The following is an 18,681-nucleotide window of genomic DNA, read 5'->3' as shown; positions in this document are numbered from 1 at the left end:
ATTATCAATCCAGGCTGACAGTCAGCCCATCAGCCATTCCGGAAATGCGATCGGCAATATCCAGATCAAGATTCTCGCTCAGGAATCGCACCGATCCATCGGCCATGGCAAAGTGAGCCCCACCTGTATGGAAACTGCTGAATGCGTTTCCACCGTTGGGAGAGTTAATCCGACGATTGACAGCGCCAGTATTCGCGGGGATACAGTAGCCACAGAGCGAAAGTGCTGTATTGACGTTCGAGGTATTGTCTGACGACAACCCCATCCAGGTGCCGCCATTAAAGTTGACTGGTAATCCGGCAGAGTCGACGCGGAAAGACCCCAGTGCAATTTCACCAATCATCACAGTATTGGTGGTGCCATCTGTAATATTCTTGAATTGTGTCGAGGAGTTCGCACCGAAGATACCACGATTTCGGCCAATCCAGCTTCCGCGAACAAGTGCATCGGACCCTTCAACGGTATTGTCGAAGGCGGGGCCAAAGACGCCCAGGTAGTTCGATGTTGCGTAGTCTCCCCGATTCGGATTCAGTCGAGCACCGACATCACTCGGGCAGCGATAAGCCGCAATTGGCTGCTGACCCAAAACCTTGATCGGAGTTCCAGCAACCCCTTGAAAGGTGACAGTTGCAGTACCGTTCAAACGATTTGTACCGACATTCAACAGGTTGTAGAGGGGCGCCTGATCAATCTGTGGCAGAATCATTGTCTGCCAACCCCAACCGGGGGTTCCCGAAGTGGGAGTGGTGGTTGTATTCACGAAGGGCCAACCACGATAAAAACTGGCAGGAAAGCACTGATACTGATCATGATAATTGTGCAGTGCCAATCCCATTTGCTTGAGATTGTTCCGGCACTGCGTCCGTCGGGCAGATTCTCGCGCCTGTTGAACAGCAGGCAGCAGAAGCGCAATCAGCACTGCAATGATAGCGATGACAACGAGTAGCTCAATCAACGTAAATCCACGACGCTTCATAAAGCCCAATCACTCCTGAAAAAAGAACTGAATATAGTCATGCGTAATTAATAGTGTAGTTTTACAGGAGGCCGATAAAGGGACTTAATACTCTCCCACGACCTCAGCAGCTTGTGCAGATAAGAGTCTGGCCATGACCGTGATGCTGATATTCTCAGAGTTGAATCGCACACTGCCATCACCCATCAGGAAGTGAGCACCACCTGTATGGAAACTGTAATATTCTTCATGATTGGTACAGTTGATCGCGCATCGCCCGAAATTGGTTGTACTGCTAATATTCCGTGCTCCAGTCCCTACAGTTGAGCCAGCCATGCGGACCCCCTGGCGATAATCAGCCCAGCCACCGCCTCCGTCTGAAGTATTCAACATTCCAGTCCCAGGAATGACGCCTCCCGTCGGAACGCCACTGTTGTAACGAAGCGGCACTCCCCCCCGTTCACCCACAAAAATTGTGTTCGACAAGCCATCAATAATGTCGCGAATACGGCAGATTTTGTAATTGTCTTCAAAAGGACCATCGGGATTGTTGACTGTCTGTGCATCGACCAGACCACTGGCCAGTGTCAGATTCGTACTGACCCCGCCATTCTCCGCATAATCTGTCGTGGAACGCTGCAAGGTGCTGTAAGTCACTGAGTCCACTGTAAAGGTCGAAGTATCAACATTCGGTGTCGGATCGGAGGGACAAGTAAAAATGGCTAATGGAGTGCGAATGGCCGGCTCGTTCACTGGAAAATACCAGTGCTGACGGAAATCGTAAGTGTTGAAAAGGGCGGCCTGATCGATAAACGGCAACAGCCGCACGGGCATGCCATGTCGCTTGGAATCTGGATTTGCCGTTAATCCTGTGGTGCGAGTCGGATAACAGCCATAAGTGCTCTCGTAGTTGTGCAGAGCGAGGCCGATCTGCTTCAGGTTGCTGCGGCACTGTGTCCTGCGGGCAGCTTCTCGTGCCTGCTGAACAGCTGGCAACAATAAAGCGATCAATACGGCAATGATCGCAATCACCACAAGCAGCTCAATCAAGGTAAAGCCGCGACGACGAGGGAACATACTCTGACTTTCTCTAATAACGAGGCAAAGACGGTCGTACGAAAACAAGGTAGACGCCTGACCAGAACTCGCAGGCGAACTCAAATTTCCTGCAAAAATCCAAAGTCATGAACCTCCGGAAACACCCGGACTGTTGGCTGCCCAACCCGTGGGCGAAATATGCTCCTGCACTAGGCAATCCCCGACAGGTCATGAGTGTTCAATCTGCGTGAAAACAGGTTTTCTCGAACCAGATCAAAGTGCAACGAATCGAGAACTCATCATGAATTCACGAGTCTTTCACACGGGTTGACTTGAATGAAGGGCGCCTCACCGGCATTGACTCCATCAACCACCTTAAGTGAGATCCATCATGAAGTTCACAGAAATGCAAGGAGCGTGCCGTTGGGAAAGAATAGCTCCCATGCCGGATCACTCGATCTGTCCAGAGACAGCCGTAGAGATCAATGGCAAGGGTGAACAGCAACCTGAACCCGGATTTCTCGACGCCTCGCGGTCATCAGGCTGAATTTGCACGCACAACAGGTGCAGTTTTCGAGACAAGTTCAAGCCTTGCGATGAATTGGAAGCTGCCACCTGCATCATGAGACGGCAGCAGGGGCATGGGATCTGCATGTCCCCTTGGGATCGGCGATCTGAGACAGCCTCTCGCCAGATGGCGAGAAGATCGGTTCAAATCCAAGCGAGGAGAATTACTCGTCTGCCTCGGCATCGAGATAAATGAGTCGCCCACACGAGCGGCAGAACATGGGCTTCCCTGCACGCAGTTCCATGAAAAGTTGCTGTGTCAACTGCAGATAGCAGGCACTGCAGGAACGATTCTCCACAGGTGCCAGGGCATCGGCACCATGGGCCTGAATCTGTCGTCGGTAATCCGGGATAATATTCGCCGGCAGGCAACTTTCCGCACTGGCCAGTTGCTGAACGAGTGCCGCTTTTTTCGCTTCAAGGCCAGGTTTCTCTGCAGCGTACTCCGCTTCATACCGCACCAGTTCTACCTGAGCAGCAGCGACTTCTTTCTCACGCTCCGCAATTTCAAGCTGACATTTATCGATCTGCTCGAGCGTTTCAAAGATTTCATCTTCAAGGACGCTTTTCGACATCTCATCGGCAGCGATCTGCCCCTTGATAATGTCGTACTCGCGGTTTGAAGCCGCCGTATTCTGCTTGGCCCGATATTCGGCAATCCGGGCTTCCTGGGTCTTGAGCTGCAGATTCTTCTGATCAGCCAGCAAACGGGCCTGCTTCAGGCGATCTCTGGCAGCTTCATGATCGGCTTGCCGCTTCTGAATCAACTGCTTCTTGGCGAGAGTCTGCTTCGGGCCACGATCAATCAAGGCCTGAACATCACGCAATGCCAGATGAATTGTGTGAAGCCCCTTGAGCTGCATGCCTGACGAATCCATACTCTCTCCTCCCAGACCATCACTTGCCCCTGGCACTCAAAAATACTTCGGCAGCCACGGGGAAAGTGGATTCTTTCCGTATGACTTCGATAGTACCCGACTTGAGGAGCAGCAGAAAGTCAGTCCGCTCAAGTGGCCTGTTCGTACAGGCATGCGGGGCATCCCAGGCTGCGGAAGAAAGTCGAGCAGGCATACTCAATCGACTGCAAGAGGAAGCCCCAAGCGTCGCACGAGACAACGCTTGGACCGTCATCACCCATCCCCCACCGGAGTGAGAGATGGGCTCGCTCTTCCTGATCTGAAATCTAATTCCCAGCCTTCTTGAGAGTTTGCAGATACTCGACGAGATCGACAAGTTCCTGAGCTGTCATCAGCTTCTGGAGATCAGCGGGCATGAGCGAAATCTTCTGCTTCGTCAGTTCCTCAATGTCAGATCGTTTGACCGTCTTGATCAATCCGTCAGCGCTCTTCAGAGCCACTTCCTGATCGGTCTGATTGACGAGCAGGCCAATCACACTGGTCCCATCAGAGAGTTCTGCCACAAAGCTCTCGTAGTTGTGGCTGATCCCCGCACTGGGATAAAGAATCGATTCGAACATCGCCTCGCGGCTCAGCTTCGAACCAATCTCTGTGAGTGCCGGGCCGACATCTTTGCCCTCGGAACCAACCTGGTGGCATTTCGCACAAGTCCCCACACCAAAATAAACCTCTCGACCTTTCGCGATGTTACCTTTGTTTTTGATCAGTTGTGCCAGAGGTGGCAGAGGACTGTTATTGCGGGATGGTGGTGGCGGGAAGATCGCATCCACCTGCGATTTCAGCTTCGGATGGTTGGCCGCCTGGACGGCAAAGCCAGCAATCGCCAGCGAATCTCCCCGCAGCTTCTGTTCCTTTGCCAGATTGATGAGCTGCTCAGCTCCCTGCTGAGATTTGGCCAGACCACGAATTGCTTCCATACGAACTTCGACAGGCTGTTTGTCATCGAGTGCCAGCTTGCGAAGGAGCTTGATCGCTTCACCACCACCGGCATTGCCAATGGCCCGCAGAATTGCAGCTCCAGTGAAATCGCCCGGTGCTTTCGAAACAAGAGCCGCTTCGATAAGTGCCCCCTGATTCTTCGCGACAAGCACACGAGCCGCATCAACACCAAGCTGGCTATCAGCCTGGGCCTTTGCCAGTGCGAGCAGTCCGGGATATTCGGCCTGCATGTTGAATCGATCCACCAGCGTAATGTAAGCCGGTGTCCCGCGTGTCGTTTCGAGCACACGTGCCAGTGCCGCTTTGCGAGCAGGATTGCTTTCGGGATCAAACGATTTCAGTCTTCCCAGTGCTTCCGCCAGGATCAGCTTGTCGCGTCCATCAGGCATCGGCTGTGTTGCGAAAGCGAGTTGTGTAATCGCCTCATCCTTCGCGGGAGAGGTGAGGAAGTCGAACGCACGGAAGTAACGCGGCAGTTCCTCAGCAGGCGTCTGCGGATCCGAGATGATCTTCGCCAGCAGTTCCGGCGTCTGGGTGGCACGGGATCTCCAGAGGATATCCCTGCCTGCCAGCGTGTGGGCCGCGTTGGGATTCGCCTTGAGATAAGCACCCAGGCAGGCATCCCAATCCCCTTCAGCACCAATGCCCAAGGCTTCCAGATACCAGCGGTCATTACCACGATACTGACCTGCCAGTTGTGCCCATAATTCTGGCTTCTGAGGAATGACATGCATACCAGAGCCAAGCTGATCACTTGCTGCGGCACGGGCCGTGGCAAGAGCGACCAGACATTCACGCCTGACAGCGGGATTAGAATCATTCACTAAAGCGGCAATGGCTGCTGTGAGTGCCGCCGTATGAGGTGAATTGGAGGCTGGCTGATGAACCTGTCGGAACAATCGCAAGGCAGCAATGCGAATGTCGGGATCCTGATCCTTCAGCGCTTTCTGCAGGATACCGTCATTCGACTTGAGCAGCCCCAGAGCCCGTCCCCTCAGACGAGGTTCTTTGGATGTTTCAAAGAGCGAGATCAGTGCCGGCTGAGCTTTGGCACCCATCTTCTCCAGCACGAGATAAGCCTGCGACCGAGCCGACAGATTGGGGCTGGCCAGTTGAGCCATGGCACCTTCAACCGTGCTGAAATCGGGCTTGGGGAACTTGTAAGGAGCACCGGGAGGAGCCACCCGGAAAAGGCGACCTTTCTCCACATCGCCGGCACGGTGTCCACCAACACCCGGATCGTACCAGTCTGCAATGATCAATGATCCATCGGGAGCGACGCAGACATCGCTGGGACGGAACCACTGATCCCGTTTCCCTTCGAGAATATTGACCATTTCCGCCGAGTAGCCAGCCCCGTCAGGCTTCGTCACGTAAGCGCGCACAATATTCGGGCCGGCATCACAATGGATGATCTGATTGCGGAAAATTTCGGGGAGCAGCTTCCCTTCATACACGAGAATTCCAGTCGGTGAACCGGCCCCTGTCTGAAGCAGATTGGGCATGACCCCCGGATCGTTCAGGTGCCAGTGACGCAAAGGAATTTCTGATTCGATGTTTGTGCGTGGTTGCTGCCAGCCGGCACCTGTGAATTCGTCCTTGTAGCCGTAGTTGCCGAACTCCATGACGTAGTTGATGCGAACGCCTCGATTGCCGTCATCATCGTTATCGGATTGCCACATCGAACCCAGAGAATCGACACAGACTTCCCAGTTGTTGCGGAAGTTCCAGCCCAGAGTCTCCACATGAGAACCATCCCGATCACAACGGAAGACCATCCCTTCCTGGTACGGCTTCCGATGATCGTGGACTTCACGCCCACTGAGATCAATAACAACCTTGCCATGCTTGTCCTTGAGACGGCGGCCGGAGTTACCAATGTTGAAATAGAGCTTGCCATCGGGCCCCAGAACGACAGCATGAACTCCATGATCATGCTGCTTCCCTTCAATTCCTGTGAACATCAATTCTTTGGAACCGGGATCAGCCTTCAGATCACCATCGCGATCATACAGCGAGAAGATGCTGTCACCGGCCGAAATAATGACGCGATCACCGAGCACACAAATCCCGTGTGCCGAATCGACATCGTTCCCCTGATAAAAAACTGTTGTCTTGTCGGCAGCACCATCGCCATTCGTATCTTCGAGAATGAGAATGCGGTCACCCTCAGGACGCTCGCCATTGTGATGTCGATAGTTCACCACTTCGCAGACCCACACCCGGCCTTGAGGATCGATATCAATGTTTGTCGGGTTGAGCATCATCGGCTCACCGGCAAAGAGTGTCGCTTCAAGCCCTTCACCGGCATCCAGTTGATCAACCGCTTTGGCAAGTTCTCGGCTGCCGGCACCTCCCCCGGTCGCTTGAGTCGCTTTGGGTGATGGAGCCTGCGTGTAAACAGCGAATTTCACGGTGCTGCCACAGCCTTGATTGGCACCGCCATCATCAATGGCACCCCGGGCCTGGAAGCGTGTCGTCCCTTCGGGAAGTTTATAGGCAATCAGCGAGTTGGCATGAGTGCCAATACCAAAGGAAGGCTGCACACCTGCGACCATGAGTGCATCACCGCCGCAACTCTGGTTAAGTTGAACCTGCCCGAAGCCCGATTCTGCGCGACTCCACTTGAGATCCGTCAGCTTCACTTGACCTTGTGATGTGGTGAGGACCGGCTCGATCCAGTCGGCCCAATCGCAGCCAAAGCCATCACCGGCATCACTGACAACCAGGTAAAGTTCTTTCGCGCCATTCAAGGGAACATCAATGGCAACACTGTGGCCCTTTGTTTCAGCAGAGACAATCGGGCTTTCGTAAACGGGCTTGGGATCAGCAGCAAAGATCACGCCCGCCATCAGCACAGCCGGCGTCAAAACAAGTGGTGTCACACAGCGATAGCTGACAAGAATGCGGGCGATGTGGCGGAGAGAGAACATCAAGGTGCCTCGTACAAAACGCAGGAATGAAGTCATTACTGCACTCTACCTGAGGACACATCAAAATGCACGAGTGTTTTGATGGCAGGAATTCGCAGACTTTGCAGCTCTTTGTGTGCCCTCAGCACCACTGTCGCGCCTTCCTCTGTTCAGGGTGGCACGACCCTTGAGGCCCCAAAGTCAGAACACTGCGAAAGGGTGTGGTTTTTACGCACTTTAAAAGCACATCTTACGTCAGGCCAGGAGGCGAGAGCCGGATGAATTCTTCCGGCGGCAAGCATTATCTTTACAGCCCGTTGGTGGTTTTCTTGTAATCGAACTCAGCCAGCGGGAGTGGCTTGGCTCCCGCAGCCAGGCGATCTTTCAGGCGGGCAGTCACCACCGACATTTCAGTCTCGGCCAGACGGAAACGATGGAGCCGGTCGGACGTGGTTTTCCCCCCGGCATAAGACGAGAGCGAACGGATCCCACCGGGTGCCTGCTTCCCTGAGTTTTCGAGTCGATGGCAGAGCGTGCATTGAGCAGCAAAAGTCGTTTGCTTTGAAGTGCCATACTCAGGAAAGAGTGCCTGCTCGTCACCACTGACAAACCGATAGGTCGGTTGTCCCGCCTGTTGCGTTCCCGAACGAGATAAGTAGTAGAGCCAGATGGTTGAACCATCCCGCGACGTTGTCTCCAGGGGGGCGACCTGATCCTGCGGAGCATGCACGACACGGAAGCGGATTTCGTCGATCACAGGTGTCGCTACAGCCTGCAGATCGGGAGTAATGCCCATCAGCGACAGGACCATAGCCGTCTGCACCTGTCGATCGGGTTGCCAGTCGCGCGTCGTTCCCGATGTCGCCCACGCCTTAAGGAAGGCCTCGGTATCAGCACTGGTTCCAGCGGGATCAAGGGCCTTCATATAAATTCGCGAAGCACGCAGCGAGTGAGGGGCCACAAAGAGCTTACTTGAGCGGCGAGCGATCTGTTGCCAGCCATCCTGTTCAGCCAGAATTTCATCAGGACTGAACCAAGGCGTCTGATAACCCACCATTTTCGAACCCGCGAACTGGGCTTTGGCCTGTTCATAGCCATCGGGTAAGGAGTTCAGCGTTTGAGCCGGTTGTGCAAGATCGGTAATGAGTCGGGCCAGTTCCAGGAGAACTTCGGGGGGAGTTCCTTCAGTCTGTTCCAGACGCCACCAGACACTGAGCAGATCCCACTGCAAGGAGAGCTGCCTGAGAGGCTTCGGCCTCCGCTGAGGATCGGCCAGTGAAGCACGAACCTCGTTCGCAATGAACTGCAGTTTACCAGTGTTATCTTTGTTCCATTTGAGCAGTGGCGAAACTCGGACATCCCCGTCAAAGACCCGCTCATCAGCAGACGTCCCTTCACGCTTGCCGAAGTACCAGGGTCGTTTGGGATCGACCACGATCTCGGTTCCCGCAGGAGCAGGAACAACCGTACCGATTTCGACAGGAATGAGTTTGTCCGTGAAAAGCAGATACGTCAGAGCCGCGAAGGGATCCTGGAGATCTGCACCCTCTGACAGTCGTGAAGTCTTGTTGGCGATGGATGCCGTGTTACCTGCAGCCTCAAGCTTGTTCGTTGACGAGGGCCTGTCAACGGCAAACACAGAAATCGAGGGGAGCACTAACATCGCTACAAATGACAGCAGGCTCATGATTCTGTTACGAGGGAGAGTACGCTGCCTTGCAGGGAGAAACAGAAAACCGACAGATACAGACATGATGCAATTTTTCCGTGAGTAATGTCCTGACGAAATTCTGGTGTCAGAAGCGACTTTCTATGCGACGCGGATCGAGCCAGGAAAGCTGCAAGAATTAGAATTCGCCCAGAACTTCGTAACCTTCAATGGTAATCAAACCAGCCACGATATCGTTACTGACATTCTCACTGAGAGAACGAACCGATCCGTCGACCATCAGAATGTTCGCGCTTCCTTCATGAAAGCTGTAGATCTGAAAGTTATTTGTACAATTGACCATGCATGGGCCGCGCGTATCTGTGCCATCGGAGAGTGAACCTCGGAGTGCGCCGAGGTTGGCTTCTGCCCATGAGGAAATGGTGACGCAATTCGCATTTCCCACAGCCGCCGTCGCTGTGAGCATGGATTGATCGCAGTTACCGACCATATTTCCGAGGCGGTAAATGTGTGAACGACCGGCAGACTCGCAGACCATCATGGTGTTCGATGTGCCGTCAATAACGTCCTTGATTTTACGACCTGGCGTACCCGGCCTGCTCGAAAACAGGAAAACTCCGTCGGTATTCGTAGGGCGAGGTGTCGCCACGAATCCGTTGGTATACTGATTCGTCGAAATCGAGGAAACGCCCATGTAATCGCTGGAAGCTGCTCCCCATCCAGCCGCACCTGTGACAAATCGAAAATTACGCCGGGTCTCACCGGGAACACTCGGACAAACATGAAATGACAGAGGTGTTTCAACGGCTGTGCGATTCACTGCGTTGTTGTTCCGCTGTCGGAAATCATAGATTCCGGAAAGGGGCGATTGATCCATATAGGGCAGGATCTGTGCCCCCCATCCGTGGAACACACTGACTCCATCAATGGTGCCACTGATCGTTGAAGGAAAAGCATCGTAAGCCGAATGATGATTATGCAGACCTAAACCCAGTTGATGCAGATTGTTTTTGCATTGAGTGCGTCGGGATGCTTCTCGGGCCTGTTGAACCGCTGGGAGCAGCAAGGCAATCAGAACCGCAATGATGGTGATCACAACCAGCAGTTCGATCAGCGTAAATGCGGATCGCAGAGAATGACGATGTGCATTGTGAGGGCATGATGGAGATCGCATAGCCTGAAATCCTGAAGAAAATGACGAGACAAAAGGATTGAGTCGAACACTAGACGTTTTATGTGAAAGTCTCAGGATCCAGCTCTCAGGATCTCTGAGTGAGAGTACGTGCAAGACCGCCGCGTCTTACGAACTTTCATCCGCAGGGCGGCTGGCAGCTTTTTGGTTGGTTAATTCCCTCTGGGAATCAGATGCTGGAAGTTCGGGTGGTCGAATACGAATGCGAGGTTCGGCGAGCGCTTCCAGAAAACTGGTAAGATCATCAAGATCCTGACTGTTCAAACCCAAAGGCTTCAGCAGTGGGCTTTTGACAGGTAGAGGCTTAGTGCCGGAGTATTGACTGGATCGTGGAGTTTTGGAGTTGTCGTTGGCATGGGGAGTCCTGGGCATGCCGGCATTGTAAAGTGTCAGCAGTTCATCCAGTTCAAACAGGCCGGAATGCATGTAAGGGCCGGTCGCAGTGACATTACGCAGCGATGGCGTCCGAAACAGGCCCGAATCCTGAGCGACTCCGGTCACATTGTAACGCCCCAGATCTTCGCGTTTGTTGCCGTAATGACTGATATTCAGGCCATGAAGCTGACCATCTGAAAACGTCGGGCCATGGTGGCAGTTGATACAGCGGGCTTCGCGGCGAAAAAGGTCGAGCCCCACGAGTGCCGCATCAGAAAGCGCCTGGCTTTGCCCATTCATGAATCGATCAAAAGGACTGCGTCCCCCCAGAAGTGTGGTTTCAAAAGCAGCAATCGCTTGGGAAACTCGATCCAGCGAAACCGATTCGCTTCCGAAGGCCTCCTGAAAGAGGACGCGATACTCGGAGATATTCCCGAGCGTCGTAATCAGGTCGGCTTCAGTCGCGCCCATTTCTTTGGGATTCAAAAGTACCTGCCGGGCCTGATCCTCCAGATTGCGGGCTCGACTATCCCAGAACAATGCAGGTTGTAACGATGCATTCAGAATGCTGGGAGTATTGCGAGCCAGTACCACGCGCCCCAGACCGAAGGCCGACATGCGACCATCAGCCCATCCCAGATCGGGATCATGGCAGGAAGCACAAGCCATTTCCTTTGTCCTCGAAAGTCGAGGGTCAAAAAAAAGCACTCGACCCAGTTGAATCTTCGCGGGCGATGTCGGTGCCAGCGCAGAGGCCGGGGGAGCTTCAATCATCCCGAGTTCTCGCCACTTCACACCGGCATCGACAAACGGGGCAGGCCAGTTCGATGCGGGAAGTTGGTACACTTCTCGCAATTGCTGGATATGCCGCAGACGTTCATCGGCTGTACGAGCCGCTCTGGCTCTGGGCTTGAGTGCTAAAGGCGGTGAGGCGGTTGCCTCAGGCTCGTTATTCGTCGAACTCGCCTGGCAAGTGGATGGCATCTCCTGAGCCCATAGCGAAGCACCAGAACCTTGAACGATTGACGAAACCAGAATTAAGAGAATTGCGACGTTCAGAATCAAACTTCGGAGAACGTGGCAAAGTTTTCGAAACTTCTCGAGCGGCAAATGTGTTTCAGAAATGTGCTGAAGCAGATCTCTCCGAGCCCCCCACAAACTACGCCCTGCTCTGTTCGCATTTTCCGTGGAGCCATGATTCGGTTGGGATGGTGCACCTGTCTTGAATTCCACGACGCTTGTATCGGCGCATGGATCCTCTGCTTTCAGACAAACAGCGAGTTCCGAGTGAACCGAGCCTGAGCAGAGACTTGGAAAGACGAGACGGATCGGCATCAACGGACCTCGATTGATCATGGCCAAGTCGCAATACGACAGGCCCTGAGAATTGATGAGTCATCGGGTGTTGAACGCGTCGTTCTATCTTTCAATTCTGAAAGGTGTCGTCAATCCTTGGGAATCGTGTCTCCAGGGTTTTTGTTGAATCGACATTTAGTCTCAACCACGTCGTCTTGAAAACTCAAATGCAGTCTCAATATCTGCATAAAAAGAAGCCTTTTTTTGCACAAAAGTCTATCACTGAGTCCATGCATAGTGATGATTTGACGACCTGATGCGCGAACATCCTCGGGATGTGTTCACTGGTTTTGCTGTCACTTCCATGGATTAGTTCTTTAAGACTCTCGCAGGCATGGGCCACAAAGATGAAATCAGCTTTGCAGGCTCCTTTACGCGAAAGTGTCAGCCAACGTGGCATCGAAGCGTTCGACAGCGGCTGACATGCCAGGCTTTGCCAAGGTTGGTATAACAGTTGGTTCGCGGAAATCGCTGTTGTTTCAGATCGGATGAAGCAAATTTGTGAACCTGTGCTCAGGCTTTGCCTCTCATCGGTTCACAACAACTTCAACCATCTTCGGGAAGTCGCCTGATATTCTGTGCAGCGGCTTGTCGCCCACTGCGATTTTTGAACATTTCAACCTGATCTTTGCCTGAAAAGTGGATTTATGTCTGAGTTGATTACACCGCGTGTCCTGGGTGGATTTCGTGACTATCTGCCCGATGCCATGATGGCTCGTGAACGGCTGATGGAGACGGCCCGCCGGGTTTATCGCAGCTATGGCTTCAGCCCCATCGATACCCCTGTACTTGAATACAGCGAAATTCTGCTGGGCAAAGGTGGCGATGAATCGGATAAGCAGTTGTTTCGCTTCCGCGATAACGGCGACCGCGATGTGGCCATGCGGTTTGATTTAACCGTACCCCTGGCACGATTCTCTGCCATGCATGCGGGTGAATTGGGGCTGCCCTTCAAGCGATATCATATTGCTCCCGTCTGGCGTGGCGAAAAGCCGCAAAAGGGACGCTATCGCGAGTTTGTCCAATGTGATTTCGACACGATTGGCACACTCTCGAATGCGGCTGACATCGAAACCTTGATGGTGATCTACGATCTGCTGAGTGCGATTGGCTTTACTCAAAATGGTCAGCCCCAGTTTGGTATTCGTGTCAATAACCGGCTGATTCTCAACGGTGTGCTCGAGCAGTTGGGCGTGGCGGAAAAATCGGTCGGTGTCCTGCGAGCCATCGATAAGCTCCCCAAAGTCGGGCGGGAAGCAGTGCTGGCTGAAATGGTTGAAAAGGTTTCCCTCTCGAGCGATCAGGCGACGCAGGTCCTGGATCTGCTCTCGACCCGGGCAGATCTCGATCAACTGGAAGCTCTGCTGGCTGCGAATGCCAAAGCCAGTGAAGGAGTGGCCCGGCTCAAAGAGCTGCTTTCCGCAGCTCGGGAAGCGGGAATTCCAGCCAGTGCCGTGACGATTGATCTCTCGATTGCCCGTGGTCTGGATTATTACACCGGCACCATTTACGAGACCTTTCTGACAGCCCTCCCCACCATTGGAAGTGTCTGCTCGGGTGGTCGATACGACAATCTCGCCGGGCTCTTTACCAAAGAACAATTGCCCGGGATTGGTGCCAGCCTGGGCCTGGATCGATTGCTGGCTGCCATGGAAGAACTGGGCATGATCGGGCATGCCACAACCCCCGCAGTGGTCTTTGTGCCACAGTTCGATGAATCGAAGCTGGGGGCCTATATGCACCTGGCCCGCCGCCTGCGCGCGGCTGGCATCGCGACTGAAGTTTATCCCGAAGCGAAAAAACTGGGCAAGCAATTGCAGTATGCCGATCGGAAGGGCTTCCGACTGGCCGTGATTGCCGGGAGCGATGAGTTCGCCAAGGGGGAATGGCAAGTCAAAGATCTGCAGTCAGGGAGCAAAGAAATGATTACCGATGGGGTTCTGGAAGCCCGTTTGCTGGAGATTCTGGCTGCTGGAAAGTGAGTGTGACCTGCCATGACTCGTCTCTTTGCCGGAACTGCATTTGACAAGCCACCCACTTGTGAGGTGTGCCAGAAGCTGGAAGATGAGTGCGCTTGCCCGCCGGTCGTCAAAGCTCCCACCTGGGCCGACCCTAAAACTCAGACAGTGAAGTTGTTTGAAGAAAAGCGGAAGGGGAATCGATGGGTGACGATTGTGCGCGGCCTCAAGCGAGAAACAACAGACCTGGCCACGCTGCTCACAACTCTGAAATCGAATTGCGGAGCCGGCGGATCGATTGAGGAAGACGATCTCGTCATTCAGGGGCAGCAGTTACAGCGACTCACCGAACAGCTCAAGTCCCTGGGATATCGTATCGCCGGTGGAAAGTCGAAGTGATCGGATCGCACTGGCTGGTCACGTTTCACTCCCAACCCGGCCTTCTCCCGTTCCGACGGGAGAAGGAGCAAGTCCCTCGCCCGCGTCTGCGTGGGAGAGGGTGGCACGGAGTGCCGGGTGAGGGTCTTTCCTTTGGATATGCATGTTTCACAAAGGCTGCCGCAGGGGCGCCGATTGACTGCCCAAGGCCAGAGATGAAAAGTATCTCGCGATGAGGTCGTTCGTCGATTGAACGTCCAATACGTTTGCACTCGCCCTCATCCCGGCCTTCTCCCGTCAGAACGGGAGAAGGAGCAAAACCCTCGCCCGCGTCTGCGTGGGAGAGGGTGGCACGGAGTGCCGGGTGAGGGTCTTTCCTTTGGATATGCATGTTTCACAAAGGCTGCCGCAGGGGCGCCAATTGCCTGCCTATGGCCAGAAACGAAGAGCATTCTGCGATGAAGTGAAGTGTCGAATGTTTGCCCCATACGTTTGCACTCGCCCTCATCCCGGCCTTCTCCCGTCAGAACGGGAGAAGGAGTCAGGCTTGAGGCGGCGTCTGAGAGCGAGAACTCAAACTCGCAAAATTAACGGTCGTAATAGCCCAGGAGTTCCGGATGTCTCTGGGCGCTCCACCAGAAGACTTTAGGAACCAGCCCCAGCATCACGACGACCAATTGCGAAAGAACAAACAGACCCAGCCAGAAAAGAGTTCCTTCTTTGAACCCATAGGAATGCAGCCCGACACCCAGTTCGTTGACGCCGAACCACGACCAGCTCACCACGATGTTCCCCATCACAGCCAGAACTGCCAGTCCTCGTTCCTTAACCAGGCCTCCCCAGCGGGCATGCAATGCCAGCGCATTCCACAGCACAATCATCAGGGCGCCATTCTCTTTCGGATCCCATCCCCAGAAGCGGCCCCACGAGTCGTCCGCCCACAGTCCGCCGAGCACAGTCCCGACAAAGCTGAAGAAAATTGAGAAACACAACACGCCATAGGTCATGCGATACAGTTCGCGGTGCATGTTCGGAGTCAGCGAAGGAGTCAGCACGCCACGCACCAGATAGATCAGACCCAGGAGCCCCGCGATGTAGGTGGTCGCATAGCCCAGCGTGATACACGTCACATGTGTCGCCAGCCAGAATTGCGTATCCAGCACGGCCTGCAGCACATCGAAGGTATCTCCATCAGCCGCCAGACCCCAGGCAATCAGGAGTGTGGCATATCCAGCCGTCGCTCCAATCACATTGCCAATCCCATTGCGATAGATCGCTTCCAGCAAAATCCCCAGTAGCACACTGGCCCAGCCAATGAAGACTGCCGACGAATACAGATTCGTAACGGGTGGTCGTCCCGAAATATACATCCGGCCTGCCAGCGCGAGCGTATGGACAATGACGCCCAGGATCAGCAGCGCCAGTGCGGCTCTCCCGAGTGGCTTCTGCCAGAAGAGCCACGAAAGCATGGCCAGCACGAATCCCGCCAGGTAAACCACAGCCGCCTGGGTAAACCAGTCGACCCGGTTAAAATAGGCTTCAAAACGCAACTTTGTCAGCGAAACATCTTTGAGGTTCTGTGTCGCCAGCCAAGCTCGATAATCTGTAACCGCCTTATTGAATTCCTGAGGTTTATTGGCTGCCCACGAAGAATAGATTGTGACCAGATAAGACAGTGCCTGGCTGTCCTGCTCTTCGCGAGAAAGGACCGAACGGATAATGCCCATCGTCCAGGCGGAAGCAAATGTCTGCCATTTGTCTTCATCTGCAGCGGGTGGGACTGCCAGTGGTGGATGACGAACTTCCAGTGCCTGCTGACGACGAATCGCTTCACGCAGATCGTTCGCCGGGTTCTCCTGACCAATTCTTGGCAATCCAAAGGCTGCAGTCAGCAGATCGAGCTGGCCAATCTGGCGCTCAAACTGCAGCAGCTTCTTCTCAAAAGCCGTTAACTCAGTCGCAGGTTTTTCTCGAGCCAGATCTGCCTGACGGGCCAGTTCCGGCAACTTGTCAGCCACTTCCATCGGGCTGTAACGAAAACCAGGGCGGCGCTCCAGCCCCAGGAGTGCCAGCAGTTCGAAGTTCTCGATCCGCAGCACCCGGTGATCTCCACCCACTCGAGGCTGAGCCATAATATCGAGCAGCCAGCGGATGGCCGGTTGCGACTTGTCGTTGGCATCTGCATAGGTCGATTTACCACTCAAAACCTGGAGCGATGTTCTCGCCAGAGTATCAAATGGTTTGGTACGTCCTTGCGAAACGACAGGGAGTTCACCAAACGAGGCCAGATCAAACTCTGTGAAGGGTGTCGATCGCGGCATACTCTGGCCAGCGATGTAACCGCCAAAGACCAGCACTGCGACTCCCGCAGGAATCCAGCCCCAAACTCCCCACGTTCTGGGCTTGGGTTCGTCTTCGACGACAGGTCGCTTCGCAGGTCGCCGACGGGGATCATCACTGATCTCTGCTGTGCTCATCGCGGCTGGCTCAGGCTTCTGAATACGATTGAGAAACCGCAAGAGCGTGATCATAAACTGGGCTAACATCCCAATCGCGACAATCATGCAGCTGACATAAGGAATCATCCAGCCCTGATTCGCCACCACCGAGATCGTGGAGAACTCGGCCCCCGATTGCGGACTCTGGTGATAACCCGTCTGATACAGCGTATCCCCTGCAAATCGCAACGGATTATTCATCCAGACCTTCACATCGCGATCGACATGTCGCGCAGGGTCGTAGATATGGAGATCCGAAGAAAAGTCTTTCGGTGTACTGGTACCAATGTAGAGCTCACGCCGCACATCTTTGAGCGTGACCGAGTAAGGCTTGTAATGACGCTCAAATCGCAGTGCCAGTTGATACTTTTTCCCATCGACATCGACAGTGTCGATTTCACCCGATTCCGCCAGGAGTGCTGAAACCAGATAAGTTCCCAGCGAAGTCCCGTCATTCTTAAACAGTTCAATATAGGCCGCTGGCATATCGACTTTGCCACCGGCATCAGTCCCCTTGGATGTTTCAGCGGCGATGGCACCAATTTTGAGTCCATGGCCCGCTGTCGCGGGGTTTGTGGCAAACGATTTGGGATCTACGATCTGAGCATTGTTGTAGAATTTGTGAATCCGTATGCCAAAAGGCAAAGCGGGATTGGTCAACGTCTCATCGAGAGCTCCACCTGATGAACCACCACCCAGAAAGCTGGGGAGATAACGCTTCCAACCCCAGGGTTCTCCCAGGAGGACATTGCGAGGAATCACCGTCACCGATTCGCTTTTGTCGTTGAGCGGGTTCGAAATGGCGAGTTCAACAGTCCGCACATCCTGTACGAAGTTTTGTGTTTGCCCTTCCGAGAGCGACATTTGAGCTTCGACAGCTCGCGTGCCGACCAGGACTTCACTCAGCATCAGAAGTGCGATTCCGCCATGGAGCAGCACAATCCCTGCACGTTGACCGAAGGCCAGCAGACAGCCAGCGAGTAAGCATCCACCCGCCAGACCTCCCTTGGTCAATTGCCAGAGAATTCGCATTGAAGAGGGACTGGGAGTTTCACTATTCCCTGGGATGAACAACCAGATAATCCCAGCGATGGAAATTGCCAGACCTGTGGCCAGCAATCCCCAGGTCACAGGTTTTGAAAGTGGCACCCAGAATAATGAGGCAAAGAGCAGCACAAACGAAGCATAGACACTGACCTTCAGACACAGCCAGAGTTTATCGTAAAGCTGTTGATTCTCAGGGAGAATTCCACTGGCATTATCACCACTGATAATGACGACCCAGGTCATGGCTGCACCCAGCAGCAACACGCCGATTCCGGAAAAAAGACGCAGCCCCTTCGCCTGAAAGGTAAAGCGAACCGTGTGAGCTGCCAGCAGATTGACAGCCATGATCGTGCCAATGAGCCACCCTCCCGGGAAATAAAAACCACCCGGAATTTTGGGCATATCGGGAAAGAACGAAGGGGGGAAAAATATCTGAAACTTGATCCATGCAATCGGCGTACGGAAGTAATCACGGATCACCACCCAGATATCGTCTTCCACCTGGGCCAGAGTTCCCGCCAGCACAATAAAGATAGCCATGGCGAACAGCACGACTGTCAACTTTAGCGAAGCCAGAGGCATCAGGAGAGATCGAACGAGGCCCAGCAAGCCAGGTTTCGAAATCGCCGGAACATTCAGTTCGTTGAGCGCTGTGCGAGGGAGAAATTCAGTGGCCATATTGCATGATCCTGGCGTCGGCCCAAGAGCCGCTGGTTTGAAATGCAGGCGAATTCTTCAATGGTGGACATCATGGGCAGCCGCTGCGGGCTGAATGCAGAACTCTCTTAGATAATGACAACTCATGACGGCGATTTTTCGTTCAGAACGTAAACATCAACATATAGGACAACTCGCAAGAGGTCGTTTCCCGGGAGTCATC

At 53.9% G+C, this 18,681-nt stretch carries 11 protein-coding genes; 2 read left to right on the top strand and 9 right to left on the bottom strand.

What is annotated here, in order from left to right; genetic code table 11:
- Positions 1–4 precede the first annotated feature (4 nt).
- The 8 genes from A6X21_RS03570 to A6X21_RS03540 all read right to left on the bottom strand — a co-directional run bounded on the left by A6X21_RS03570 (position 5) and on the right by A6X21_RS03540 (position 11,548).
- Positions 5–976 (bottom strand): DUF1559 domain-containing protein, encoded by a 972-nt coding sequence (locus A6X21_RS03570; protein WP_068846134.1) that lies wholly within the window; start codon positions 974–976, stop codon positions 5–7.
- Positions 977–1,060: 84 nt separating this feature from the next.
- Positions 1,061–2,032 (bottom strand): DUF1559 domain-containing protein, encoded by a 972-nt coding sequence (locus A6X21_RS03565; protein ID WP_068846133.1) that lies wholly within the window; start codon positions 2,030–2,032, stop codon positions 1,061–1,063.
- Between the two features lie 692 nt (positions 2,033–2,724).
- On the bottom strand, positions 2,725–3,438 hold the full coding sequence (locus A6X21_RS03560) for a zinc ribbon domain-containing protein (protein ID WP_068846132.1): 714 nt from the start codon (positions 3,436–3,438) through the stop codon (positions 2,725–2,727).
- Positions 3,439–3,457: 19 nt separating this feature from the next.
- Positions 3,458–3,631 (bottom strand): hypothetical protein, encoded by a 174-nt coding sequence (locus A6X21_RS24530; RefSeq protein ID WP_165603672.1) that lies wholly within the window; start codon positions 3,629–3,631, stop codon positions 3,458–3,460.
- A 112-nt stretch (positions 3,632–3,743) separates the two neighbouring features.
- The gene (locus tag A6X21_RS03555) at positions 3,744–7,349 is read right to left on the bottom strand and encodes a PVC-type heme-binding CxxCH protein (protein ID WP_068846574.1); all 3,606 of its coding nucleotides are present in this window, start codon (positions 7,347–7,349) and stop codon (positions 3,744–3,746) included.
- Positions 7,350–7,635: 286 nt separating this feature from the next.
- Entirely contained in the window at positions 7,636–9,081 is a 1,446-nt protein-coding gene (locus A6X21_RS03550; RefSeq protein ID WP_068846131.1) for a hypothetical protein, read from the bottom strand.
- A gap of 94 nt (positions 9,082–9,175) precedes the next feature.
- Positions 9,176–10,171 carry a DUF1559 family PulG-like putative transporter gene (locus A6X21_RS03545; protein WP_068846130.1) on the bottom strand — a complete coding sequence of 332 codons (996 nt, stop codon included), beginning with the start codon at positions 10,169–10,171 and terminating at the stop codon, positions 9,176–9,178.
- A gap of 126 nt (positions 10,172–10,297) precedes the next feature.
- Positions 10,298–11,548: a cytochrome-c peroxidase gene (locus A6X21_RS03540; RefSeq protein ID WP_083233417.1), complete on the bottom strand. Its 1,251-nt coding sequence runs from the start codon at positions 11,546–11,548 to the stop codon at positions 10,298–10,300.
- Between the two features lie 1,028 nt (positions 11,549–12,576).
- Between A6X21_RS03540 and hisS the strand changes: the two genes are divergently transcribed.
- Entirely contained in the window at positions 12,577–13,902 is a 1,326-nt protein-coding gene (hisS, locus tag A6X21_RS03535) for a histidine--tRNA ligase (RefSeq protein WP_369009485.1), read from the top strand.
- Between the two features lie 12 nt (positions 13,903–13,914).
- Positions 13,915–14,277, top strand: a complete 363-nt coding sequence (locus tag A6X21_RS03530; protein WP_068846128.1) for an SUI1 family translation initiation factor — start codon at positions 13,915–13,917, stop codon at positions 14,275–14,277.
- Between the two features lie 566 nt (positions 14,278–14,843).
- Here A6X21_RS03530 and A6X21_RS23590 read toward each other — a convergent pair.
- A complete protein-coding gene (locus A6X21_RS23590) occupies positions 14,844–18,479 on the bottom strand; it encodes a cytochrome c biogenesis protein (protein ID WP_083233375.1) in 3,636 nt (1,211 codons plus the stop codon).
- Between the last annotated feature and the right edge of the window lie 202 nt (positions 18,480–18,681).

Origin of the sequence: Planctopirus hydrillae, assembly GCF_001707835.1 — a bacterium.
Taxonomy (GTDB): Bacteria; Planctomycetota; Planctomycetia; order Planctomycetales; family Planctomycetaceae; genus Planctopirus; species Planctopirus hydrillae.
Note: the sequence above shows the minus strand (reverse complement) of the source record. Positions and strands in the feature narration are given on the sequence as shown.

Coding starts and splice junctions, on each gene's coding strand:
- A6X21_RS03570 (WP_068846134.1), bottom strand. CDS start 976: ATGAAGCGTCGTGGATTTACGTTGATTGAGCTACTCGTTGTCATCGCT.
- A6X21_RS03565 (WP_068846133.1), bottom strand. CDS start 2,032: ATGTTCCCTCGTCGTCGCGGCTTTACCTTGATTGAGCTGCTTGTGGTG.
- A6X21_RS03560 (WP_068846132.1), bottom strand. CDS start 3,438: ATGGATTCGTCAGGCATGCAGCTCAAGGGGCTTCACACAATTCATCTG.
- A6X21_RS24530 (WP_165603672.1), bottom strand. CDS start 3,631: ATGCCTGCTCGACTTTCTTCCGCAGCCTGGGATGCCCCGCATGCCTGT.
- A6X21_RS03555 (WP_068846574.1), bottom strand. CDS start 7,349: ATGTTCTCTCTCCGCCACATCGCCCGCATTCTTGTCAGCTATCGCTGT.
- A6X21_RS03550 (WP_068846131.1), bottom strand. CDS start 9,081: ATGTCTGTATCTGTCGGTTTTCTGTTTCTCCCTGCAAGGCAGCGTACT.
- A6X21_RS03545 (WP_068846130.1), bottom strand. CDS start 10,171: ATGCGATCTCCATCATGCCCTCACAATGCACATCGTCATTCTCTGCGA.
- A6X21_RS03540 (WP_083233417.1), bottom strand. CDS start 11,548: ATGCCATCCACTTGCCAGGCGAGTTCGACGAATAACGAGCCTGAGGCA.
- A6X21_RS03530 (WP_068846128.1), top strand. CDS start 13,915: ATGACTCGTCTCTTTGCCGGAACTGCATTTGACAAGCCACCCACTTGT.
- A6X21_RS23590 (WP_083233375.1), bottom strand. CDS start 18,479: ATGGCCACTGAATTTCTCCCTCGCACAGCGCTCAACGAACTGAATGTT.